The sequence below is a fragment of the Ectopseudomonas oleovorans genome (assembly GCF_003052605.1).
Classification (GTDB): Bacteria; Pseudomonadota; Gammaproteobacteria; order Pseudomonadales; family Pseudomonadaceae; genus Aquipseudomonas; species Aquipseudomonas oleovorans_A.
Genome location: NZ_QASO01000085.1, coordinates 1 through 23,823, shown reverse-complemented (window position 1 = coordinate 23,823; position 23,823 = coordinate 1). Strand labels below are relative to the sequence as shown.

Sequence of the window (23,823 nt, the reverse complement as noted above, 5' to 3'; positions counted from 1 at the left end):
GCCAAGTTTTTGCTTTAGCCCCGCTCAGTCATGTTCATGAGCGCTTCCCATGTCCGCCCCACCCGCTTCCCCACGCCTGCAGCTGACCGCCATCAGCAAGCAATACCCCGGCTGTCTGGCCAACGACCGTATCGACCTGACCATCGCCCCCGGTGAGATCCGCGCCCTGCTCGGCGAGAACGGTGCCGGCAAGAGCACGCTGATGAAGATCATCTACGGCGTCACTCAGCCCAGCAGCGGCGAGATTCGCTGGCAGGGCGAACGGCTGGCGATGCGCGACCCGGCCATGGCGCGCGGCCTGGGCATCGGCATGGTGTTCCAGCATTTCTCGCTGTTCGAGACCCTGACCGTCGCCGAGAACATCGCCCTGGCCATGGGCGCGGGCGCCGGTACACCGAAGCAGCTGGAGGCGAAAATTCGCGAGGTGTCGCAGCGCTACGGCATGGCGCTGGAACCGACCCGCCTGGTCCACAGCCTGTCCATCGGCGAACGCCAGCGCGTGGAAATCGTCCGCTGCCTGATGCAGGACATCAAGCTGCTGATCCTCGATGAACCCACCTCGGTGCTCACTCCGCAGGAGGCCGACGAACTGTTCGTCACCCTGCGCCGCCTGGCCGCCGAGGGCTGCAGCATTCTGTTTATCAGCCACAAGCTCGGCGAGGTACGCGCGCTATGCCAGAGCGCCACGGTGCTGCGTGGCGGCCGCGTGTCCGGCCATTGCGTGCCGGCCGAGTGCAGCGATCTACAGCTGGCGCGGCTGATGGTTGGCGATGCCGAGGGACTGGAAAGCAGCTACCCGAAAGTCAGCGGCGGCCTGCCACGGCTGCGCGTCGACGACCTCAATTGGCACAACCCCGATCCCTTCGGCTGCTCGCTCGAACGCATTCGCCTGGAGGTGCGCAGCGGCGAGATCGTCGGCATCGCTGGCGTGGCCGGCAATGGCCAGGACGAGTTGCTCGCCCTGCTCAGCGGCGAAACCCGACTGCCACGCGGTGAGCGCGAGCGGGTGAGCATCGATGCCGCGCCAGTGGCCAATCTGCACCCGGATGCGCGGCGCCAGCTGGGCCTGGCCTTCGTACCCGCCGAACGCCTCGGCCATGGCGCCGTGCCGGAGATGAGCCTGGTGGACAACGCCCTGCTCACCGCCTTCGGCCAGGGCCTGGTCAAGGGCGGCTTGGTGCAGCGCGGCAAGGTACGGGCGCTGGCGGACGAGATCATCCGCCGCTTCGCGGTGAAGACGCCGGGTGCCGACACCGCCGCGCGCAGCCTGTCCGGCGGCAATCTGCAGAAATTCATCCTCGGCCGCGAGATTCTGCAAAACCCGAAACTGCTGGTGGCCGCGCACCCGACCTGGGGCGTGGACGTTGGCGCCGCTGCGGCCATCCACCGCGCGCTGATCGCCCTGCGCGATGCCGGCGCGGCGATTCTGGTGATCTCCGAAGACCTCGACGAGCTGTTCCAGATCAGCGACCGCATCGGCGCGCTGTGCAGCGGGCGGCTGTCGCCGCTGACCGAGACGGCGCAGGTGTCCACCGTGGAAGTCGGCCGCTGGATGGCCGGTGAATTCGATCAACCCGCCGCCGCTGCGGCCTGCTGACGGAGCCCGTCATGCTGTTATCCCTGGAACCGCGCGGCCAGCAATCGCGCCCCATGCTCTGGCTGTCGCCGCTGCTGGCCGCCGTACTGACGCTGCTCAGTGGCGTGCTGCTGTTCACCTTGCTCGGCCATGACCCGCTGCAGACCCTGCACACGCTGCTCATCGCGCCGGTCAGCGATTGGTATGGCGTTTCCGAACTGCTGGTCAAGGCGCTTCCGATCCTGCTTTGCGCCCTGGGCCTGGCGGTGGCCTACCAGGCGCGCATCTGGAACATCGGCGCCGAAGGCCAGCTGCTGATCGGCGCCCTGGCCGGCAGCGCCATGGCCCTGCAACTGATCGACTGGGAAAGCCGCTGGGCACTGGCCTGGGTAGTATTGGCCGGCACCTGCGCTGGCGCAGCCTGGGCCGGGCTCACCGCCTGGCTGCGCACGCAGTTCAACGCCAACGAAATTCTCACCAGCATCATGCTCAACTACATCGCGCTGAACCTGCTGCTGTTCTTCGTGCATGGCCCGCTGAAGGATCCGGCCGGTTTCAACTTCCCCGAGTCGGCGATGTTCGGTGATGCCAGCCGCCTGCCACTGGTCAGCGAGGACGGGCGCCTGCACGGCGGCCTGTACCTGGCGCTACTGGCCCTGGTGGCGGTATGGGTGCTGCTGCACAAGAGCTTTCTCGGCTTCCAGATCAAGGTGCTGGGCCTGGACAAGCGCGCCGCCGGCTTCGTCGGCTTTCGCGAGAAGCGCCTGGTGTGGTTCGCCCTGCTGGTCAGCGGCGCGCTGGCCGGCCTGGCCGGCGTCGGCGAAGTGGCCGGGCCCATCGGCCAACTGGTACCGCAGGTGTCGCCCGGCTACGGCTATGCGGCGATCACCGTGGCCTTTCTTGGCCGCCTCAATCCGCTCGGCATCGTCGCTGCCAGCCTGCTGATGGCGCTGCTATACCTGGGCGGCGAGAACGCGCAGATGAATCTCAACCTGCCGCAGGCGATCACCCAGCTGTTTCAGGGAATGATGCTGTTCTACCTGCTGGCCTGCGACGTGCTGATTCTCTATCGGCCAAAGCTGAAGTGGAAATGGGCACGGCGCGAGACCCTCGCCGAGGCGACCACCTGACCGTGGGAGGGGCTTTAGCCGCGACGTTTTCAATCGAACGGCTGTCGCGGCTAAAGCCCCTCCCACCACAAGACACACTCTTTTTTATCTGCTGCATCCGAGGCTTCACGTATGGATCTAGATCTGTTAACCAATATCTTCTACGCCATGGTGCGCACCGGCACGCCGCTGCTGCTGGTGGCCCTCGGCGAGCTGGTATGCGAGAAGAGCGGCGTGCTCAACCTCGGCCAGGAAGGCATGATGCTGTTCGGCGCGGTGATCGGCTTTATCGTCGCCTTCAGCACCGGCAGCCTGTGGCTTGGTGTGCTGCTGGCCATCGTCGCCGGCATGCTGCTGTCGCTGCTGTTCGCTGCCGTGGCGCTGGGCTTCAATGCCAATCAGGTGGCCACCGGCCTGGCCCTGACCATCTTCGGCGTCGGCCTGTCCACCTTCGTCGGCGCTGCCTGGGTCGGCAAGCCGCTGTCCGGCTTCGAGCCCATCGTCATTCCGCTGCTGTCCGACATCCCGCTGATCGGACGCATGCTGTTCGCCCAGGACGTGCTGATCTATTTGTCCTTCGCCCTGTTCGCGCTGGTGGCCTGGGTGCTGCTGAAAAGCCGTATCGGCCTGATTATCCAGGCCGTCGGCGAGAACCCGGACGCAGCCAGCGCCATGGGCCTGCCGGTGCTGCGCGTGCGCACCCTGGCGGTGCTGTTCGGCGGCGCCATGGCTGGTCTGGCGGGCGGTTACCTGTCGCTGGCCTACACGCCGATGTGGGCGGAAAACATGACCGCCGGCCGCGGCTGGATCGCCCTGGCGCTGGTGGTGTTCGCCAGTTGGCGCGTATTCCGTGTGCTACTCGGCGCCTACCTGTTCGGCCTGGCCAGCATCCTCCACCTGGTGGCGCAGGGCATCGGCCTGTCGATCCCGTCTAACCTGCTGGCGATGCTGCCTTATGTGGCCACCATCGTGGTGCTGGTGCTGCTCTCGCGCGATGCGATCAAGACCCGGCTGTATGCGCCGGTGTCGCTGGGCCAGCCTTGGCAGCCGGGGCATTGATGAGGAGAAGTCGCGGCTAAAGCCCCTCCCACAAAAGCCGATCCCACAGACTGCACTGGTGCTGTGGGAGGGGCTTTAGCCGCGACAAGGCTTTTATCGGCTATACCTTTGTCACACCCACCCGGGAGGCAAAGGAATGCCCCACTCAGCTCGCTTGCGCGCCGGTCGCTTCTCGGAGCCGCAGCGCATCTACCTACTCACCGCAACGACCGAGGGCCGTGAAACACTGTTCACGGACTTAGCGATTGGCCGCCTGGTCGTTGCCGAACTCAAAGCTGCGCAGCAGGACGGCCTAGCCGAATCGCTGGCTTGGGTACTCATGCCCGATCACCTGCACTGGTTGATTGCCCTGCAGCATGGCTCGCTTAGTGACCTGATGCGGCGCATCAAGGGACGCAGCGCCAAGCGCATCAACCAGCTAACCAAGCGCCAGGGAAAACTCTGGCAGGATGGCTTTCATGACCGGGCATTACGTCGTGAGGAAGACTTACTGCCAGCGGCACGCTATATCGTTGCCAACCCTCTAAGAGCAGGCTTGGTCAGCCGGGTGGGCGATTATCCACTGTGGGATTCGGTCTGGCTCTGACCTCAGAAGAGTCGCGGCTAAAGCCCCTCCCACAAAAGCCGCTCCCACAGACAAATGCCATTCTTGTGGGAGGGGCTTCAGCCGCGACAGGCTTGTTGCCCCTGACTCCAGAGTCAGCTATCTTCCCCGCACGTCGATTCCGACGCACCTGGATCAGCAGACAGGGTCAACACTGAGCTGGCTTACCTGACATCAACCTCAGAGGAGCCTGCTCATGGCAGCTACCCGTATCTGGATCAAGAACCCTCTCGCCATCTTCACCGCCAACGACCTGAACGCTTCCGGCGGCCTGGTGATCGAGGATGGCCGCATCGCCGAAGTGCTCGGTGCCGGCCAGCAGCCTTCAACACCCTGCGAGCAAACCTTCGATGCCCGCGAGCATGTGCTGCTGCCGGGCCTGATCAACACCCACCATCACTTCTACCAGACCCTCACCCGCGCCTGGGCGCCGGTGGTCAACCAGCCGCTGTTCCCCTGGCTGAAGACGCTCTACCCGGTCTGGGCACGCCTCACTCCCGAGAAGCTCGCCCTGGCCAGCAAGGTGGCGCTGGCCGAACTGCTGCTGTCCGGCTGCAGCACCGCGGCCGATCACCATTACCTGTTCCCCGGCGGCCTGGAGAACGCCATCGACGTGCAGGTCGAAGCGGTACGCGAACTGGGCATGCTCACCCGCGGTTCGATGAGCCTGGGCGAAGCCGACGGTGGGCTGCCGCCGCAGCAAACGGTGCAGCAGGGTGAGGTGATCCTGGCGGACAGTCAGCGCCTGATCGGCCAGTACCACGAGCGCGGCGATGGGGCGCAAATCCAGATCGCCCTGGCGCCCTGCTCGCCATTCTCGGTGACTCAGGAAATCATGCGCCAGAGCGCCGAACTGGCCGAGGAGCTGGACGTGCGCCTGCACACCCACCTGGCCGAAACCCTCGACGAGGAGGACTTCTGTCTGCAGCGCTTCGGCCTGCGCACCGTGGATTACCTGGACAGCGTCGGCTGGCTCGGCCCGCGCACCTGGTTGGCCCATGGCATCCATTTCAACCCCGACGAGATCACCCGCCTGGGCGCTGCCGGCACCGGCATCTGTCATTGCCCCAGTTCCAACATGCGCCTGGCTTCGGGCATCTGCCCCAGTGCCGAGCTGGAAGCCGCCGGTGCGCCGCTGGGCCTGGGCGTCGATGGCTCGGCCTCCAACGATGCCTCGAACATGATCCTCGAAGCGCGCCAGGCGCTGTACATCCAGCGCCTGCGCTATGGCGCCGAGCAAATCACCCCGCAGCGCGTACTTGGCTGGGCCAGCAAGGGCTCGGCGAAACTGCTGGGGCGCAGCGACATCGGTGAGCTGGCGGTTGGTAAGCAGGCTGACCTGGCGCTGTTCAAGCTCGATGAGCTGCGCTTTTCCGGTAGCCATGATCCGCTTTCGGCGCTGCTGCTGTGCGGCGCTGACCGCGCCGACCGGATGATGATCGGCGGCACCTGGCGCGTTATCGATGGGCAGATCGAAGGGCTCGATGTGGCGCAACTGATCGCCGATCATCGCCAGGCGGCGCGTGAGTTGATCAACGGCTGAGCCCTACGAGCGGTCAGCGATTAATCGGCTGTAGGAGCGAGCACTGCTCGCGAAGGCTCATACCTCGAAAGCTTCGCGAGCAGAGCTCGCTCCTACATGGTGGCTCGCAAGACCAGTCATTCTTTGCGCACCACAAGGCAGCAGCACTGGCTAGGTCGCGGCTAAAGCCCCTCCCACAAGAACAGCGCCAACCTGTGGGAGGGGCTTCAGCCGCGACCGTCGTTTCATCAGTGCGAGCCCAGGAGCGACGCACCACAACACGCCATACAAGTCTGCCGCGCACCAATACCGCCCCAACTCCTGAGCAGGCGCACAGGCAGAACGCCGTCGCCTCGCCTATCTGTCCTTTTGGTCAGCTTTTTGCAGTCAGGGGATCAGCCAACCAACGGCCACCCCAACACCAAGACTGGAGCTGTACCCACCATGCACAAGAAGAGCAAGAAACCGCTGCTGCGCACCCTCGTCGCCGCCCTGGGCTTTGGCGCCATGCTCAGCGCCTCCGCCGCCGACCCGCTGAAGGTCGGCTTCGTCTACATCGGCCCCATCGGCGACCACGGCTGGACCTACCAGCACGAACAGGGCCGGCAAATGCTGATCAAGGAAATGGGCGACAAGGTCACCACCAGCTTCGTCGAGAACGTACCGGAAGGCGCCGACGCCGAGCGGGTGATCCGCAACATGGCCAAGGGTGGTTTCGACCTGATCTTCACCACCTCCTTCGGCTACATGAATCCCACCATCAAGGTGGCCAAGCAATTCCCCAAGGTGACCTTCGAACACGCCACCGGCTACAAGCAGGACAAGAACGTCGGCACCTACCTGTCGCGCTCCTATGAGGGTCGCTACGTTGGCGGCTTCCTCGCGGCGAAGATGACCAAGACCAAGAAAGTCGGCTACGTCGCCTCCTTCCCGATCCCCGAGGTGATCCGCGATATCAACGCCATCCAGCTGGCGCTGGACAAATACAACCCGGGCACCGAGATCAAGGTGGTGTGGGTCAACACCTGGTTCGATCCGGGCAAGGAATCCGACGCCGCCAACGCGCTGATCGATCAGGGCGTGGACGTGATGTTCCAGCACACCGACAGCCCGGCGCCGATCCAGACCGCCGAGCGCCGTGGCATCTACTCCGTCGGCTACGCCTCGGATATGGCGCACTTCGGGCCGAAGGCCGTGCTCACCTCCATCGTCAACGACTGGGGCCCGCACTACGTCAAATCCACCCAGGCGGTGATCGACGGCACCTGGCAGCCGCAGGACTTCTGGGGCGGCCTGGCCGAGGACACCATCGAGCTGCCGATCAGCGACCTGGTGCCGGCTGACGTGAAGGGCGAGGCCGAGCAGATCATCGCCGACATTCGCAGCGGCGCGTTCCACCCCTTCACCGGCCCGATCAAGGATCAGAGCGGCGCGGTGCGCATCGCCGAGGGCGTGAGCGCGACCAATGCCGAGCTGGCCTCGATGAACTACTACGTGGAAAACGTGAAGGCCGAAATGCCGAAGTAAACGATTGGCGGGTTGCACCCGCCCTACAGTGCGACGGTGCATGTAGGGCGGGTGCAACCCGCCACCGAGCAACCACCGATGCCGTCCCTGCAAAAGCAGAACCGCATCAAGGGGATCTCACCCGATCCCCCTTTCCGCTGCCCTGGGTACGAGAAGACTCGCAGCAACGCCCACCCGAGGCTCAACATGAACGCATTACCCATCATCGACATCGCCCCGCTCTACGCCGACGACGCTTCGGCCTGGCCTGCCGTCGCCGAGCAGATCGATCGCGCCTGCCGCGACTGGGGCTTCTTCTACATCGTCGGTCACCCTATCGGCGTCGAGCGCATCGACGCCCTGCTCAGTGCGGCGAAGACCTTCTTCGCACTGCCCGCCGAAGCAAAACTCAGGATCGATATCACCCAGACCGCCCACCATCGTGGCTACGGCGCCATCGCCACCGAGCAGCTCGACCCGAGCAAGCCGAGCGACCTCAAGGAAACCTTCGACATGGGTTTTCACATGCCCGCCGATCACCCCGAGGTGCTGGCAGGCAAACCCTTGCGCGGGCCGAACCGTCACCCGGATATGCCCGGCTGGGCCGAGCTGATGGAACAGCATTACGCCGACATGCAGGACCTGGCCAAGACCCTGCTGCGCGCCATGGCCATGGCGCTGGACATCGAGCACGACTTCTTCGAGGCGCGCTTCCATGAGCCGATCAGCGTGCTGCGCATGATCCATTATCCGCCGCGCCACACCGCCACCAGCGCCGAGCAACAGGGCGCTGGCGCGCACACCGATTACGGCTGCATCACCCTGCTCTACCAGGACGATGCCGGCGGCCTGCAGGTGCGTGCACGCGATGGCGAGTGGATCGACGCACCACCGATTGCCGGCAGCTTCGTGGTCAACATCGGCGACATGATGGCGCGCTGGAGCAACAACCGTTACACCTCGACGCCACATCGCGTGATCAGCCCGCTGGGAGTGGATCGCTACTCGATGCCGTTCTTCGCCGAACCGCATCCCGACACGCTGATCGACTGCCTGCCGAACTGCTCCAGCGCGGATGACCCAGCCAAGTACACGCCGGTGACCAGCGCCGAGTACCTGCTGTCGCGCTTCGCCGATACCTATGCCTATCGGCGTGAGGAAGCGCAGGGCTGATGATGGCTCCCACGCTCCGGCGTGGGAACGATAAGAGCGAAGCGATCGCCGTGAGGAGCTACCCAGTTGACAGCCGTTCTGTAGGAGCCCGCTTGCGGGCGATAAGAGCTCGGACAAATTGATCGCCCGCAAGCGGGCTCCTACAGGCAGAGCGGACCGGGATATAAGTTCCAGTTGCCGCTTGCGGGAGGAGAAAAGAAAAGCCGTACCCCCTGAGCGCCCCCATCGACGCAGCACAGTCCTGTCCCACCGGTTAAACTTTGCCCATTACAAAGCCTGACAACGAGAACCGACCATGCCCGAATGGCTGAACGCCCTGCCCAAGGCCGAACTGCACCTGCACCTGGAAGGCTCGCTGGAGCCCGAGCTGCTGTTCGCCCTGGCCGAACGCAACCAGATCGCCCTGCCCTGGGCCGATGTCGAGACCCTGCGTGCGGCCTATGCCTTCAATAACCTGCAGGAGTTTCTCGACCTGTATTACGCCGGTGCCAACGTGCTGCGCACCGAGCAGGATTTCTACGACCTGACCTGGGCCTACCTGCAACGCTGCAAGGCGCAGAACGTCATCCATGTCGAACCGTTCTTCGACCCGCAAACCCACACTGACCGTGGCATTCCCTTCGAGGTAGTGCTGCGCGGCATCCAGCAGGCGCTGCTCGACGGCGAGAAACAGCTGGGCATCAGCCACGGTCTGATCCTCAGCTTCCTGCGTCACCTGCCCGAGGAGGAAGCGTTCAAGACCCTGGAGCAGGCCATGCCGTTTCGCGACGCCTTTATCGGCGTCGGCCTCGACAGTTCGGAGAAGGGCTTCCCGCCACGGCTGTTCGAGCGGGTGTTCGCCAAGGCGCGTAGCGAAGGTCTGCACGCGGTGGCGCATGCCGGCGAGGAGGGTCCGCCCGAGTACATCTGGGAAGCGCTGGACCTGCTCAAGATCAAGCGTATCGACCATGGCGTGCGCGCCATCGAAGACGAGCGGCTGATGCAGCGCATCATCGACGAACAGATCCCGCTGACCGTCTGCCCGCTGTCGAACATCAAGCTGTGCGTGTTCGAACACATGGGCCAGCACAACATCCTCGAGATGCTCGAGCGCGGCGTGAAGGTGACGGTGAACTCCGATGATCCGGCCTACTTCGGCGGCTACGTCGGCGAGAACTTCGCCGCTCTGCACGAACACCTGGGCATGACCGAGGCACAGGCCAAACGCCTGGCACAGAACAGCCTGGACGCGCGCCTGGCCTGAGCAAGGCTCATCGCGGCTAAAGCCCCTCCCACGGAGCGCGGGTACTGTGGGAGGGGCTTCAGCCGCGACTGTAGTATCAGTGTTCCGAGAGCTTGCGCCGCTTGCCAGTCACCATCGACAACGGCAGGTTCTCGCGCAGCCGATAGCTCTCGAACAAGGCGGCGGCGATATGCAAGCCGACCACTGCCATGAGGCCGTTGGCACAGAGTTTGTGGATTTCCAGCGGCAGATCCGCGCCCCAGAAATAATCGACCTCCTCCATCAGAAAGCCGGTCACACCCAGGCCGAGCATCAACCCCATCATCAGGATCATCACCAGCGCGCCCAGCGGCGAGTGCCCGAGACGGTGATACGGCTGCCCGCCAATCAATGCACGCAGATGCGCACCGAGGCGTGCCGGGGTCGGCCAGAAATCCGCCCAGCGCGCCGCCGGCGTGCCGACGAAACCCCATACCAGGCGGATCGCCAGCCAGGCCACGGCGTAATAGCCGAGCCAGCGATGCCAGTCTTCACCCTCTTCGGTGAAGAAGTAGTTGGCCAGGAAAGCGCCGGCCAGGGACCAGTGGAACAAGCGCACCACTGGGTCCCACAGGCGCACGGTCGCGGCGCTCATCAGCCTTCTACGTTGCTCTTGACCGGCTTGCCGCTGACCGGATCGAAGTAAATCTCGACCTTCTTACCGTCCTTGTCGAAGCCGTAGATTTCGTAGCAGTTGCCACCGGTAACCTTGAACTTGTTGATCTCGTAGCCCTGGGCCTTGAGGTCGGCCTGGAACTTGTCCTGATCCTGCCACTGCGACTTGTCGGCAGTGGTGCATTGCGTGGCAGCGAAGGTCAGCGGGCTGGCCAGAGCCAGAGACAGCAGAAGCAGTTTGCGCATGGTGTAGTCCTCTTCGGTGCAGGGGAAAGTAGGTCTGCGAGGACCACTCTCGCGCCTGAACCTTAAGGCTCTATTAGCCCACGCAAAATCGTAGCCCGATGCAATCCGGGAAAGGTGGCTACCGTGCCCGGCCAAACGTAGGAGCCCGCTTGCGGGCGATCCGCATTGTGCAAGCGCCAATCGCCCGCAAGCGCGGCTCCTACGAGAGGATCGCTACGCTTCGTAGCTCCGGGCTAGCGAAGGCTCAGAAGTCGAAATCGACCTTGGCCCACAAGGTGCGGCCCGGCTCGTCGATGCGGGTGTCGGCCGGGAAGCCGAAGCCAGCATCACCAGCCAGGTTGAGGTGCTCGGCGTAGCGCTTGTCGAGCAGGTTATCCACACCGGCGCTGAGCTTGACCTGTTGGCTGAGGCGGTAGGCGCCATTGAACGAGAGCACGCCGAAGCCGGCGCTGTCGGCGAAGTCCTGCCCCACCACGTTGCCACGCCCGGCCCCCAGATCACGGTTTGCGGCCCCTTGGTGACGGTCAGCCGATCGTAGGTTTCCGGTGAGATGTAGGAGCTGGGCGCGTCCATCCGCCCCGGGCAGGCGCCGATCATCTGCCCACCATCGGTGAGCAGCAGCAGACGCGAGCCGAACAGGCCGCGCAACACCGGACCGCTGTTGCTGCCACCGCTGCGAATCGCGGAGAAACCGGGAATGGTCTTGAGGTAGTCGGCCGCATCGCTGGCCGGCACCGGCTGGCGTGGATCCTTGGGGTCGGCCACCACGGTCAGCGGCGAGCTTTGCTGGATTGCCGTGATCACCGTGGGCGGCAGTTCGTGCACAGGCTCCTCGGCAGCCTGCAGGGCAGTCATGGAACACAGGCCGCAGGCTACGGCCAGAACGGACAGGGGAAAACGAGCGCGCACGGAAGCGGCGCCCGAAACGAAGGAAACGGACATGCGGATACCTGAAAAGTCGATTGGCGAAGAGGCCTGGTAACGGCCTCATGGGAGTGGTGACTTCAGGTGCGCATCGGCGGTGCGCGTGACAGCGCATGAGGAAAGTTGGCGCCCGGCAGCGGTCGCTCAGGCAACCTCAGGGTGGTATCGCGAGATAACTCCAAGCGGCTCGCTAGCACCGAGCCATTGTCGGCCAGCACCGGACAATGCGAGAGCAGCGAGCAGTAGCCGCAGGCATCCACCTGCAACACTGGGCTGGAGCTGCTCGTTGGGGCCGGCACGCTGCCCGCCCCGTCATGACAGCCAAGCTCGTTCAGCCAGCGCCAGTCAGCTGGCTCGGCACACAGTTGCGACGCCAGTGGCGCCAGCATGATGAGGACGAACGCCAGCAGCCCAAGCTGGGCGGCGAGCGTGCGCCTGCGTGCCGTGAACAGTATCAGTGCTGGTGCTTGCCTGCATCATGACCGGCAGCATGATCATGGCCTGCCGGCGCATCTTTCTGCACGGCGACCTCGACCTCGACAGCACCGGCTTTCTCGAAGTTGAGGGTCAGCGGGAAGCGCTCACCATCCTTGGCCTGCTGCTTCAGGTTGAACAGCATGACGTGATAGCCCATGGGCTCGAACTTCACCTCGCCACCAGCGGGGATGGCCACGTCCTGCACCTGCTGCATCTTCATCACGCCATCGGCATGCACATGCTCGTGCAACTCGGCCTTGCCGGCCACCGGGGTGCTGACACTGAGCAGACGATCGGCTTCGCTGCCCTTGTTGTGGATGACGAAATAAGCGGCAGCAGTCGGCGCCACCGGCGGCATCTCGCGCGACCAGGGGTGGTCGATATGCAGTTGGCCTGCATCGTACTCGTGGGCCTGCACCAACAGCGTCGGCAGCAGCAGGGTGAGGCCGAGCAGGGTTTTCTTCAGGGTCATGGGGTGTTGCCTCCTGGTTTGGAATCGAATCATGGGTCGAGCGTACAACGTCTTGCGACGATCAAACTGTTCACTCATGCCAGCGGCCGGGTCGATGGCCGCAGTTGGCGAAAGCGCGAGAGTAGCCAGTCAAGAACGAAGACCAGCAGTAGCGAAGCGCCGACCAGCGGGAAGATCACACCGAGCACGATCATCACGCCGATGGCGGTCTTCCAGCGCGGCAGATCGTGGCGCAGCGGCGGCACACCGAAGCGTCCGGTCGGGCGGCGTTTCCACCACAGCACCAGGCCGCTGACGTAGCTGAAGATGATCAGCAGGCAGACCGCCGCCATCAGCAGTTGGTTGGCCAGGCCGAACAACTTGCCTTAGGCGCCCCCCTGCGCTCAGACGTGGCCACAACACACCCGCCCCGCCGCTGCCGCGCGGCCACCACAGGTACAGGCCGGATACCACCAGCACGATGCCCCAGCCCGCGGCCAGTTCGATCAGACGGTCACCAACGGTGCCGATCAGCAGATCACCGTGCAGCTTGCGCACCACCGTCTGCAGATTCCACAGAGCGTCCTGGGTGCCGAGAACGCTGTCGTTGTAGGGATCGACGAACAGGTTCAGCTCCTGGCCGTCCCGGTTGATCACGAACTGCGCACTGCGATCCTGTGCAGCGGGTGGCAGGTATTTGCTGACCACTGCCTGCGGATAGGCTTCGCGGACGATAGCCAGTTGCTGATCGGCACTGAGGCGCTGCTCGGCGACCGACACCTGCATCAGGTCGGCGTACATCCAGGTATCGAGCTGCGGTTTGAACAGGTAGATGATCCCGGTGATCGACAGCAGGATCATGAACGGGATAACGAACAACCCGGCATAGAAATGCCAGCGCCAGGCCAGGTTGTAGAAAGGCGGGGCCGCACGAGCAGGCGCGGTGCAATCGGGGGAAGACGCCATGAAGCTTTCTCCAGCCCACCGCGGTCGTCGACGCGCGGTCAGGCATTCGCATGATAGGGACGCCCGGAACGGGCGGATGGATCAGGCGAAGAAAGGAGAAGCGCGGGGATTGGCCGGAGGCCAACGATAACGGGTGATGCGCGGCAGATGCAGCGCGGATGCCGACCAACTGCGCTCGGCAGCCAGCAACCCGAGCAGGCCGAAGAAGGCAGCGAGAATGATCGCGCTGAACAGGCTGGCCAGCGCACAGTTGGAACCGGTGACCGGGTTCGGCGCGACGATGCCGGAGCCGTCGAGGTCGGCGCCCGCGCCGAAGTTGCCATCGAACGAGCAGTACTGGCCATCCAGACCACTGAGCTGCATGCCGGCCATCTGGCCGTGGCTGATCGCGCAGACGAATGCACTGAACAGGATGCTGAAGTACAGCACCCAGGCGGTCAGTGAGCGGTCTTGGCGGGCCAGTTTCATGGGGCGCGACTCTAAACAGAGGATGGCAGCGCGACACTGCGGTGCGTTGCCGCAGGCACTGCATACGAGAGTCTAGCAGGGCTTGCTGGCTTTATCGCATCAAGTGCTAACGCCATGGCGCAGCGTCCAGCAAACGCTGGCAGCGCAGTTGCACGAATTCGCGCAGCAGATGCACCGCCTTGCTTAGCTGAGCACGGTGCGCGCACACCAGATACAGGGGCGTCGGCTCGCCCAGCCAGTTCGGCAGCAGCACCTGCAGGCGCCCTTCGCGCACGTCTTCGGCGACATCCAGCCAGGACTTGTACACCACACCCCGCCCGGCCACGGCCCAGCGCCGAGTGACATCGGCATCGTCGCAGACGCGGTCACCCGCGACGTTCATCAGTACCTCGCGCTTGCCATCCTGAAAGCGCCAGCGATCATAGGCTCGGCCATGCAACATATAGAGCAGGCAGTTGTGCTGATGCAGCTCCTCTACGCTGCGCGGCGAACCGTGCCGGGCGAGATAGGAAGGTGAAGCGCAGAGCACCCGACGATTCTCCGCTGCCACCGGCAGCGCCACCAGGCTGGAATCCTCCGGTGCGCCGTAACGCAGGGCGATGTCCACCGGCTCACGGAACAGGTCGGCCACCCGGTCGGCCAGCAGCAGACGCAGCTGCAGTTGCGGATGCTCGTCCTGGAACGCGTCGAGCCAGGGCAACAACGTATTGCGCCCCAGATCCGACGGCGCCGACAGCTGCAATACGCCGCAAATCCCCTCCTGGCTGCCGACCAGTTGCTGGCGCCCTTCCTCGAGGCTCTGCAGCGCCAGCCGGGCATGCACCAGATACAGCTCGCCCTCGGGCGTCAGGCGCAGGCTGCGCGTCGAACGTGCCAACAGGCGCACCTGCAGTTGCTGCTCCAGACGCTTGAGGGCGGCGCTGGCCACGGCTGGCGACACATCCAGCAGCCGCGCCGCAGCGGACAGGCTGCCGGTTTCGGCGGTACGCACGAAGAGTTGCAGGTCGACGAAGCGAAGCATGGCCATTCACTTTCAAAAAAATGATGAAAGAGACTCTATTACCAGCCTATTTTTCTTGCCACACAAATAAACGAACATGGTTCCAATACCTCCACCGGAGCCAACCATGACCACCGCTCTCACACTGATCGCCACCATCAATGCCCTGCCAGGACATGCCGAGGCAGTGGCCGCGGGCCTGCAACGTCTGGTCACGGCCACTTGCGCCGAGCCAGGCTGCCTGCAGTACGCACTGCACCGCAACAAGGAGGACTCGCACCAGTTCGTGATGATCGAACAATGGCGCGACGCCGAGGCACTGGACCAGCACCGCGCAGCGCCTCACTTTGTACATTTCACCAACACATTCGGCGAGCGGCTTGCGGGCATCGATCTGCTCCCCCTGCAACCCCTTACCTGATTTCTCACAGAGGAGCATTTCCATGAAAGCCGTCGCTTACTACCAACCCCTGCCTGCCGAGCATCCCGAAGCGCTGCAGGACGTGCAGTTGGCCGATCCCACTCCGGGCCCGCACGATCTGCTGGTCGAGGTTCGAGCCATCTCGGTCAACCCGGTCGACACCAAGATCCGCCATGGCGTTATCCGCCTTGGCGATGCGCCGGACAATGGTGCCGCCAAGGTGCTCGGTTGGGATGCAGCCGGAATCGTCAAGGCGGTAGGCAGTGAGGTCAGCCTGTTCAAGCCGGGCGACAAGGTTTTCTACGCCGGCGCCATCGACCGTGCCGGCGCCAACAGCGAACTGCACCTGGTCGATGAACGCATCGTTGGCCATATGCCGGGCAGCCTGTCGTTCGCCGAAGCTGCAGCCTTGCCGCTGACCGCCATCACCGCCTGGGAACTGCTGTTCGAACGTCTGCAGGTTGCCGAAAGCTCGGCCGATCAAGGCCAGAGCCTGCTGATCGTCGGCGCCGCCGGTGGCGTCGGTTCGATTCTCACCCAACTGGCGCGCCACCTGACCGGCCTGACCGTGATCGGCACTGCCTCGCGCCCGGAAACCCAGGCCTGGGTCCGTGATCTGGGCGCACATCATGTGATCGATCACAGCAAGCCGCTGAGCGAGGAACTGGCGCGCATTGGCATCGGCCAGGTCACCCATGTCGCCAGCCTGACCCAGACCGACCAGCACTACGCGCAACTGATCGAGTGCCTGGTGCCGCAGGGGCGTCTGGGGCTGATCGACGACCCGCTGCAACCGCTGGACGTGATGCAACTCAAGCTCAAGAGCCTGTCGCTGCACTGGGAGCTGATGTTCACCCGTTCGCTGTACCAGACCGCAGACATGATCGAGCAGCATCGTCTGCTGGAGCGGGTCTCCGATCTGGTCGACGCCGGCGTGCTCAAGACCACCCTCGGTGAGCATTTCGGCACCATCAATGCCGCCAACCTGCGTCGCGCCCATGCGTTGCTGGAGAGTGGCAAGGCCAAGGGCAAGATCGTGCTCGAAGGGTTCTGAGGCTGGCGGTTTGTGAAGTTGAATGTGGTGGGCTAAAGCGGAACGCCGCCTGGCTCACCCTACAACCCACGGCACGACCGTAAGGTGGGCGTAGGGTGGGCTTCAGCCCACCAGCTCTTGCATCCCACCCCCGCCATCACGCTGCTTATCGCAAAGCGTTCTTAACACTGGTCGACCCTTTGACCCACGTCAGAATAAGGTCATGTGAGCGGACTATCCTGACTATCCCCAAGTAGCATCGACGACTCGTCGCAGCTCAAGGAGGTGGTCAGCATGAAGATTGTCGTCCAACCGCAGAATCAGGGCGGCGAATGCCTGTGGCAGGTGCGCCTGGATCAGCATTGCGTGAGTTTTCGCAGCGAAGAAGAGGCGCACCAGTTCGTTGCCAAACTCGAAGCGCGACTGCGCGCGCCGCATAACCTGCCCGACTGGCCCTTGCAGCGTCAGGCGAGCTGAACCTCAGCCCTGATTGCAATGACACAGGTTGTGCTGTGCGCACCGAAAAAACGGGCTAGCCCTCGGTGCGCTCGGCGCCCCCTACCTCGCCAGGTCGCCCGTCATCAGGCGCAACGCCGGGCTGTGCAACATGTCCAGCACGGTATCGACCAGCGCTGGCGCCTGCTGCGCGAGGTCGAAATTGGGCACCAGTAGCCAGTTGGCCTCGATACCTTCCATATAGGCATGCAGACAGACGGCAGCGCGTGCGCAGTCCAGGTCGCTCGGCAGCTGGTTCTTGTTGACCGCATTGCTCAGCGCCTTGGCGATGCGCTGATCGCACTCCAGGCTCAGCGCCTGCATGCGTTCACGCAGTCCGAGCAGCTCACCGGTGTATTCACACTTGTAGCGCAGGATGTCATAGGTGCGGTGAGTCTGTGGCTCACAAGCCAGCCGAGTCAGCGCCGTGATCAGCAATTCACGCATGCAGCCCAGCGGGTCGGGCTCGTCCTCACTCTCGCTGGCACGCGCCAGCTCCTCGAGCGGCAGGCGCAGGCGTTCGAGCATCGCCTGAAACAGGTCTACCTTGTTCTCGAAATGCCAATAGATGGCGCCGCGACTGACGCCGGCTTCTTTCGCCACTTCGGCCAGCGACGCACGGGAAACGCCCTGGGCATGGAACACCCGCTCAGCAGCATCGAGTATTTGCACCCGCGTCGCCTGCGCTTCCTCTTTGGTTCTTCTGGCCATTTGTCACCTACTTTTGCCTTGCAGTAATCCTTCGCCAAGGAAGGACGGGCGAGAGTATGCAGGCAGCTTTAGGCATTTACAAACATTCACGCATGTAAGTATATTCCTGCATCGATTTTTCCCCTGCCTTCGTCCCCTTCGCGCCCCTTGGGCCATGATTCGATAAAAACGAGGTTCTCAGATGCACTCGAAGCCAGCCTCCGCTGTCTTGGTTTCCGCCATCGCCGTGGCAATGCTCAGTCTCACCGGCTGCCAGGAATCCAGCGCCCCACCGCCCCAGCAAACCCCGCAAGTCGGCGTGGTCACGCTCGAAGCCAAACCCTTCGCACTGACCAGTGAAGTGCCGGGGCGCACCAGCGCCTATCGCATCGCCGAGGTGCGCCCACAGGTCAACGGCATCATTCAGAAGCGCCTGTTCACCGAAGGCAGCGAGGTCAAGGCGGGCCAGCAGCTGTACCAGATCGACCCAGCCACCTACGAGGCTACGCTGAAGAGCGCCCAGGCCACGCAGCTTTCCGCCAAGGCCCTGGCCGATCGCTACAGGCTCCTGGTCGCCGACAAGGCCGTCAGCCAACAGGCCTATGATGAAGCTCACGCCGCCGCCCTGCAGGCTGACGCCGCACTGGAACAGGCACGCATCGATCTGCGTTACACCAAGGTGCTGGCGCCGATCGGCGGTCGCATCGGCCGCTCCGCCGTGACCGAAGGTGCGCTGGTGAGCAACGGCCAGGCGAGCGCCATGGCCACCATTCAGCAGCTCGACCCGATCTACGTCGACGTCACCCAGTCGAGCAAGGAACTGCTGCGCCTGCGCCGTGACCTGGCCGAGGGCCGCCTGCAGAAGGCTAGCGAGAACGCCGCCAAGGTCGCGCTGAAGCTGGAGGACGGCAGCCGCTACGCCCATGAAGGCACCCTGGAATTCTCCGAGGTGGCAGTGGACGAAAGCACCGGCTCGGTGACCCTGCGCGCGGTATTCCCCAACCCAGATCACCTGCTGCTGCCGGGCATGTTCGTGCACGCCGAGCTGCTGTCCGGGGTCAAGGAAAACGCCATCCTCGCCCCGCAGCAGGGTGTGACCCGCAACCAGCGTGGTGAGCCGACGGCGATGGTGGTCAATGCCGAAAACAAGGTGGAGCAGCGTGTACTCAAGGCCGACCGCACCGCCGGCAATGCCTGGCTGGTCGAGGATGGCCTGAAGGACGGCGACCGCCTGATCACCGAAGGCCTGCAGTTCGTGCAGCCGGGTGCCGAGGTCAAGGCCGTGCCGGCCAGCAACGTCAAGACCGAACAGCCTGACCAGGGCACCGAACCAGCCAACGGCCAGGACTAACGGAGAAACACTGAATGTCCAGATTCTTTATCGACCGGCCGATCTTCGCCTGGGTGATCGCCTTGGTGATCATGCTGGCCGGCGGCCTGTCCATCCTCAAATTGCCGATCAACCAGTACCCGAGCATTGCGCCACCTGCGGTGAGCATCGCCGTCAGCTATCCCGGTGCCTCGGCGCAGACGGTGCAGGACACCGTGGTGCAGGTGATCGAACAGCAGCTCAATGGTATCGACGGGCTGCGCTATCTCAGCTCGGCCAGCAACTCCGACGGCAGCATGGAGATCATCGTTACCTTCGAACAGGGGGTGAACCCGGATATCGCCCAGGTTCAGGTGCAGAACAAGCTGCAACTGGCGACACCGTTGCTACCGCAGGAAGTCCAGCAACAGGGCATCCGTGTGACCAAGTCGGTGCGCAACTTCCTCATGGTCATCGGCGTGGTGTCGAAAGACGGCAGCATGACCCGTGAAGACCTGTCGGACTACATCGTCTCCAACCTGCAGGACCCGATTTCGCGGACCAAGGGCGTCGGTGATTTCCAGGTGTTCGGCGCGCAGTACGCCATGCGCATCTGGCTCGACCCGACCAAGCTCAACAGCTTCCAGCTGACCCCGGTTGACGTGCGCAGCGCCATCCAGGCGCAGAACGTGCAGATTTCCTCCGGCCAGTTCGGCGGGCTGCCGGCGTCGCCGGGCAATCAGCTCAACGCCACCATCATCGGCAAGACCCGCCTGCAGACCCCGGAAGAGTTCCGCAAGATTCTGCTCAAGGTGCAGGCCGATGGCTCCCAGGTGCGCCTGGGTGATGTCGCCAAGGTCGAGCTGGGCGGTGAAAACTACGCGATCAACGCGCAGTTCAATGGCCTGCCGGCCTCCGGTCTGGCGATTCGCCTGGCCACCGGTGCCAACGCCCTGGACACGGCCAAGGCAGTGCGTGAAACCATCGCCAATCTCGAGCCGTTCTTCCCGGCCGGCATGGAAGTGGTCTTCCCCTACGACACCACACCGGTGATCTCGGCTTCCATCGAAGGGGTGGTACAGACCCTGTTCGAGGCCATCGTGCTGGTGTTCCTGGTGATGTTCCTGTTCCTGCAGAACCTGCGCGCCACCATCATCCCGACCATGGCGGTGCCGGTGGTACTGCTCGGGACCTTCGGCATACTTGCCGCGTTCGGTTTCTCCATCAATACCCTGACCATGTTCGCCATGGTTCTGGCCATCGGCCTGCTGGTGGACGACGCCATCGTGGTGGTGGAGAACGTCGAGCGGGTGATGCGCGAGGATGGACTATCGCCCAAGGAAGCGACCAAGAAATCCATGGGGCAGATTCAGGGCGCGCTGGTGGGTATCGGCCTGGTGCTGTCGGCGGTGTTCCTGCCGATGGCCTTCTTCGGCGGCTCCACCGGGGTCATCTACCGGCAATTCTCCATCACCATCGTCTCGGCCATGGCCCTGTCGGTGCTGGTGGCGCTGATCTTCACGCCAGCGCTGTGCGCTACCCTGCTCAAACCCATCGACAGCGACCACCACGAGGCCAAGCGCGGCTTCTTCGGCTGGTTCAACCGTACCTTCGACCGCGGCAGCAATGCCTATCAGCGCGGCGTGGCGGGCATGCTCAAGCGCAAGACACCGTACCTGATTCTGTACCTGGTGATCGTCGCGATCATGGCCTGGATGTTCACCCGCATTCCCACCGCCTTCCTCCCCGAGGAAGACCAGGGCGTGCTCTTCGCCCAGGTGCAGACGCCGTCCGGCTCCAGTGCCGAGCGCACCCAGGTGGTGGTCGACGAAATGCGCCAGTACCTGCTGGAAGACGAGGCGAGCACGGTCAAATCGGTGTTCACCGTCACCGGCTTCAACTTCGCCGGCCGCGGCCAGAGCTCCGGTATGGCCTTCATCATGCTCAAGCCCTGGGGTGAACGTCCCGGCGCCGAGAATGGCGTAGCCGCACTGGCGCAACGGGCGCAGATGCACTTCTTCAGCTTCCGCGATGCGATGGTGTTCGCCTTCGCCCCGCCGGCGGTGATGGAGATGGGTAACGCCACTGGCTTCAACTTCTTCCTGCAGGATCAGGCGGGTGTTGGCCACCAGGTGATGAACGAGGCACGTGACAAGTTCCTGCAACTGGCCAACCAGCACCCGGTACTCGACAGCGTGCGCGCCAACGGCCTGCGTGACGAAGCGCAGTACCAACTGCTGATCGATGACGAACGCGCCCGTGCCCTCGGCCTGTCGCTGGCGGACATCAACAGCACCCTGTCGATCGCCTGGGGCGCCAGCTACGTCAACGACTTCATCGACCGTGGCCGGGTGAAGAAGGTCTACCTGCAGGGCGTGGCCGACGCACGTATGGCCCCGGAAGACCTGAACAAGTGGTACGTGCGCAACGACCAGGGCCGCATGGTGCCGTTCAGCGCCTTCGCCAGTGGCGAGTGGACTTACGGCCCGCCTAAGCTGGAGCGCTATAACGGCGTGTCGGCGGTGGAAATCCTCGGTGCGCCGGCGCCCGGCTACAGCACCGGTGATGCCATGGCTGCCGTCGAGGAAATCGCCTCGCAACTGCCGCAGGGCGTCGGCTACTCCTGGACCGGTCTGTCCTACGAGGAGCGCCTGGCCGGCTCGCAGACCACGGCATTGTTCGTGATCTCGGCCATCGTCGTGTTCCTCTGCCTCGCAGCGCTGTACGAGAGCTGGTCGATCCCGTTCTCGGTGATGCTGGTGGTGCCGCTGGGGATCATCGGCGCGCTGGCCTTCACCGAGCTGCGCGGGCTGTCCAACGACGTGTTCTTCAAGGTCGGCCTGCTCACCACCATCGGCCTGTCGGCGCGTAACGCGATCCTTATCGTCGAGTTTGCCAAGGCGCAGTACGAACAGGGCATGACCTTCGCTGAAGCCGCCATCGAAGCCTGCCGCATGCGTCTGCGCCCGATCATCATGACCTCGCTGGCGTTCATCCTCGGCTGTCTGCCGCTGGCCATCGCCAGTGGCGCCGGCGCGGGCAGCAAGCACGCCATCGGTACTGGGGTGATCGGCGGCATGCTCAGCGCGATGGTGCTGGCGATCTTCTGGATTCCGCTGTTCTACGTCGTGGTCTGCTCGATTTTCGAGAAGAAGCGCCCCGAGCCGGCCAATGAAAAAGAGAAGGAGGCACTGCAATGAGGCAGTCCCTGTTGTCCCTCGCCGTGGCCGCCGCTCTGCTCAGCGGCTGCAGCCTGATTCCCGACTATGAACGCCCTGACGCTCCGGTGGCCGCCGACTGGCCGCAAGGCGAAGCCTATGGCAGCGCCACCAGTGAAGGCAGCCGTGCAGCAGCAGACCTGCAATGGCGCGAGTTCTTCCGCGACCCGGCGCTGCAGCAACTGGTGCAGGTGGCACTGGAAAACAACCGCGACCTGCGTGTCGCTGCGCTGAACGTCGAAGCCTATCGCGCGCTGTACCGCATCCAGCGTGCCGACCTGCTGCCTTCGGTTTCCGCCGACGGCGCCGGCACTCGCCAGCGCCTGCCGGCCGATCTGAGCCAGACCGGTGAAGCCCGCACCAGCGGTCAGTACAGCGCCACCCTGGGCGTCAACGCCTGGGAGCTGGACTTCTTTGGCCGTATCCGCAGCCTCAGCGAACAGTCTCTGCAGCAGTACCTGGCCACCGAACAGGCCCAGCGCAGCACGCAGATCAGCCTGGTCGCCAGCGTCGCCAACGCCTACCTGCAATGGCAGGCGGATCAGGCGCTGCTGCAACTGACCCAGGACACCCTGAAGACCTTCGAGGAAAGCTACCAGCTGACCCAGCGCAGCTTCGACGTCGGTGTCGCCGATGCCCTGGCCCTGAGCCAGGCACGCAGCTCGGTGGACAGCGCCCGCGTCAGCCTGGCGCAGTACCAGCGCCTGGTCGCTCAGGATCACAACGCCCTGATTCAACTGCTCGGCAGCGGCCTGCCGGCCGACCTGCCGCAAGGTCTGGCATTGAACGCCGAACTGCTGGAGCAGGTACCGGCTGGCCTGCCCGCCGACCTGCTGCAGCGTCGCCCCGACCTGCTGCAGGCCGAGTACCAGCTCAAGGCCGCCAACGCCAATATCGGCGCGGCGCGTGCGGCGTTCTTCCCCAGCATCAGCCTGACCGCCAATGCCGGCACCGCCAGCAGCCAGTTGTCCGGCCTGTTCGACGGCGGCTCGGGCACCTGGCTGTTCCAGCCGCAGATCAGCCTGCCGATCTTCAACGCCGGCCGTCTGCGCGCCAACCTCGACTATGCCGAACTGCAGAGCGATATCCAGGTCGCGCAGTACGAGAAAGCCATCCAGGTGGCCTTCCAGGAGGTCGCCGACCGCCTCGCCGCGCGCACCACCTACCGCCAGCAACTGGACGCCCAGCGCGCCCTGCTGGAAACCACCGAGACCTATTACGACCTGGCCGAGCGGCGCTACCGCACCGGCGTGGACAGCTACCTGACCCTGCTCGACGCCCAGCGTCAGCTGTTCAGCGTGCGCCAGCAACTGATCGCCGACCGCCTGGCCCAGCTCAGCAGCGAAGTGGAGCTGTACAAGGCCCTGGGTGGTGGCTGGAGCAATACGGGGAGCAATGCCCCACAAGGTTGACCGCGCGTAACCCGCTTCAAGGACGACCTTATCCAACGCGCCGCCCCCGCAGTCTTTGCGGGGGCGTTTTTTTACGAGTCCTGACGGGACTGGGCTCCATACCGTAGCCCAATGAGATGGACTCCTCCCTCCTACGGCGTCATTGCGCCAGACTGTAGGTTACGAAACAAACAATCCCGGAGGGGGAGCCCGCATGAAACTTAAACGCATAGGCGTGGATTTGGCAAAGCAGGTTTTTCAAGTTCATGGTGTCGACAGCCATGAGCAGGTCAAATGCCGCAAGCAACT

General features: G+C 64.1%; 23 protein-coding genes and 2 pseudogenes. 15 read left to right on the top strand and 10 right to left on the bottom strand.

Features of this window, described 5'->3' with window-relative positions:
- Positions 1-49 precede the first annotated feature (49 nt).
- The 8 genes from DBO86_RS14455 (at position 50) to DBO86_RS14420 (ending at position 9,792) form a co-directional block, all read left to right on the top strand.
- On the top strand, positions 50-1,597 hold the full coding sequence (locus tag DBO86_RS14455) for an ABC transporter ATP-binding protein (protein WP_108234027.1): 1,548 nt from the start codon (positions 50-52) through the stop codon (positions 1,595-1,597).
- Between the two features lie 11 nt (positions 1,598-1,608).
- Complete coding sequence (locus tag DBO86_RS14450; protein ID WP_108234026.1) at positions 1,609-2,706, top strand: ABC transporter permease; 1,098 nt, start codon at positions 1,609-1,611, stop codon at positions 2,704-2,706.
- 111 nt (positions 2,707-2,817) lie between these two features.
- The gene (locus DBO86_RS14445; protein WP_108234025.1) at positions 2,818-3,744 is read left to right on the top strand and encodes an ABC transporter permease; all 927 of its coding nucleotides are present in this window, start codon (positions 2,818-2,820) and stop codon (positions 3,742-3,744) included.
- Positions 3,745-3,880: 136 nt separating this feature from the next.
- Positions 3,881-4,330 (top strand): REP-associated tyrosine transposase, encoded by a 450-nt coding sequence (locus tag DBO86_RS14440; RefSeq protein WP_108234024.1) that lies wholly within the window; start codon positions 3,881-3,883, stop codon positions 4,328-4,330.
- A 214-nt stretch (positions 4,331-4,544) separates the two neighbouring features.
- Complete coding sequence (locus tag DBO86_RS14435; RefSeq protein WP_108234023.1) at positions 4,545-5,891, top strand: 8-oxoguanine deaminase; 1,347 nt, start codon at positions 4,545-4,547, stop codon at positions 5,889-5,891.
- Positions 5,892-6,314: 423 nt separating this feature from the next.
- Positions 6,315-7,397: a BMP family ABC transporter substrate-binding protein gene (locus DBO86_RS14430; RefSeq protein WP_084340261.1), complete on the top strand. Its 1,083-nt coding sequence runs from the start codon at positions 6,315-6,317 to the stop codon at positions 7,395-7,397.
- Positions 7,398-7,583: 186 nt separating this feature from the next.
- On the top strand, positions 7,584-8,549 hold the full coding sequence (locus DBO86_RS14425) for a 2-oxoglutarate and iron-dependent oxygenase domain-containing protein (protein ID WP_108234022.1): 966 nt from the start codon (positions 7,584-7,586) through the stop codon (positions 8,547-8,549).
- Between the two features lie 295 nt (positions 8,550-8,844).
- Positions 8,845-9,792, top strand: coding sequence for an adenosine deaminase (locus tag DBO86_RS14420; RefSeq protein WP_104728709.1), 948 nt, complete (start codon positions 8,845-8,847; stop codon positions 9,790-9,792).
- A gap of 76 nt (positions 9,793-9,868) precedes the next feature.
- Here DBO86_RS14420 and DBO86_RS14415 read toward each other — a convergent pair whose 3' ends face one another.
- From DBO86_RS14415 to DBO86_RS14380, 9 genes and pseudogenes are all read right to left on the bottom strand, one after another.
- Complete coding sequence (locus DBO86_RS14415; RefSeq protein ID WP_108234021.1) at positions 9,869-10,405, bottom strand: cytochrome b/b6 domain-containing protein; 537 nt, start codon at positions 10,403-10,405, stop codon at positions 9,869-9,871.
- Complete coding sequence (locus tag DBO86_RS14410; RefSeq protein WP_039965030.1) at positions 10,405-10,671, bottom strand: PepSY domain-containing protein; 267 nt, start codon at positions 10,669-10,671, stop codon at positions 10,405-10,407. The genes DBO86_RS14415 and DBO86_RS14410 overlap by 1 nt, the downstream gene beginning before the upstream one ends.
- Before the next feature lie 244 nt (positions 10,672-10,915).
- Positions 10,916-11,146 carry a TonB-dependent receptor gene (locus tag DBO86_RS25875; RefSeq protein WP_167399134.1) on the bottom strand — a complete coding sequence of 77 codons (231 nt, stop codon included), beginning with the start codon at positions 11,144-11,146 and terminating at the stop codon, positions 10,916-10,918.
- 2 nt (positions 11,147-11,148) lie between these two features.
- Positions 11,149-11,613, bottom strand: a pseudogene (locus DBO86_RS25870) (TonB-dependent receptor plug domain-containing protein); the annotation flags it as partial.
- Between the two features lie 62 nt (positions 11,614-11,675).
- Complete coding sequence (locus DBO86_RS14400) at positions 11,676-12,005, bottom strand: DUF2946 domain-containing protein (protein WP_341792678.1); 330 nt, start codon at positions 12,003-12,005, stop codon at positions 11,676-11,678.
- Between the two features lie 44 nt (positions 12,006-12,049).
- Entirely contained in the window at positions 12,050-12,544 is a 495-nt protein-coding gene (locus DBO86_RS14395) for a copper chaperone PCu(A)C (RefSeq protein ID WP_004424590.1), read from the bottom strand.
- Positions 12,545-12,618: 74 nt separating this feature from the next.
- Positions 12,619-13,489 (bottom strand): annotated as a pseudogene (locus DBO86_RS14390) (PepSY-associated TM helix domain-containing protein).
- Between the two features lie 81 nt (positions 13,490-13,570).
- The gene (locus DBO86_RS14385; RefSeq protein WP_108234018.1) at positions 13,571-13,957 is read right to left on the bottom strand and encodes a DUF2946 domain-containing protein; all 387 of its coding nucleotides are present in this window, start codon (positions 13,955-13,957) and stop codon (positions 13,571-13,573) included.
- A 106-nt stretch (positions 13,958-14,063) separates the two neighbouring features.
- A complete protein-coding gene (locus DBO86_RS14380; RefSeq protein WP_108234034.1) occupies positions 14,064-14,978 on the bottom strand; it encodes a LysR family transcriptional regulator in 915 nt (304 codons plus the stop codon).
- 106 nt (positions 14,979-15,084) lie between these two features.
- Between DBO86_RS14380 and DBO86_RS14375 the strand changes: the two genes are divergently transcribed.
- The 3 genes from DBO86_RS14375 (at position 15,085) to DBO86_RS14365 (ending at position 16,888) form a co-directional block, all read left to right on the top strand.
- Complete coding sequence (locus DBO86_RS14375; RefSeq protein ID WP_092377570.1) at positions 15,085-15,378, top strand: putative quinol monooxygenase; 294 nt, start codon at positions 15,085-15,087, stop codon at positions 15,376-15,378.
- A 22-nt stretch (positions 15,379-15,400) separates the two neighbouring features.
- Complete coding sequence (locus DBO86_RS14370; RefSeq protein WP_108234017.1) at positions 15,401-16,432, top strand: zinc-binding alcohol dehydrogenase family protein; 1,032 nt, start codon at positions 15,401-15,403, stop codon at positions 16,430-16,432.
- 273 nt (positions 16,433-16,705) lie between these two features.
- A complete protein-coding gene (locus DBO86_RS14365) occupies positions 16,706-16,888 on the top strand; it encodes a hypothetical protein (protein ID WP_004424604.1) in 183 nt (60 codons plus the stop codon).
- An 81-nt stretch (positions 16,889-16,969) separates the two neighbouring features.
- Here the strand turns inward: DBO86_RS14365 and DBO86_RS14360 are convergent, their stop codons facing one another.
- Positions 16,970-17,617, bottom strand: coding sequence for a TetR family transcriptional regulator (locus DBO86_RS14360; RefSeq protein ID WP_108234016.1), 648 nt, complete (start codon positions 17,615-17,617; stop codon positions 16,970-16,972).
- 181 nt (positions 17,618-17,798) lie between these two features.
- On the opposite strand from DBO86_RS14360, the gene DBO86_RS14355 reads away from it, so the two are divergent.
- From DBO86_RS14355 to DBO86_RS26735, 4 genes are all read left to right on the top strand, one after another.
- Positions 17,799-18,947: an efflux RND transporter periplasmic adaptor subunit gene (locus DBO86_RS14355; protein WP_108234015.1), complete on the top strand. Its 1,149-nt coding sequence runs from the start codon at positions 17,799-17,801 to the stop codon at positions 18,945-18,947.
- 14 nt (positions 18,948-18,961) lie between these two features.
- A complete protein-coding gene (locus DBO86_RS14350; RefSeq protein ID WP_108234014.1) occupies positions 18,962-22,105 on the top strand; it encodes an efflux RND transporter permease subunit in 3,144 nt (1,047 codons plus the stop codon).
- Positions 22,102-23,535, top strand: coding sequence for an AdeC/AdeK/OprM family multidrug efflux complex outer membrane factor (gene adeC, locus DBO86_RS14345; protein ID WP_108234013.1), 1,434 nt, complete (start codon positions 22,102-22,104; stop codon positions 23,533-23,535). The genes DBO86_RS14350 and adeC overlap by 4 nt, the downstream gene beginning before the upstream one ends.
- Positions 23,536-23,728: 193 nt before the next feature.
- On the top strand, positions 23,729-23,823 hold a 95-nt coding region (locus tag DBO86_RS26735), incomplete at its 3' end, for a hypothetical protein (protein WP_244185501.1).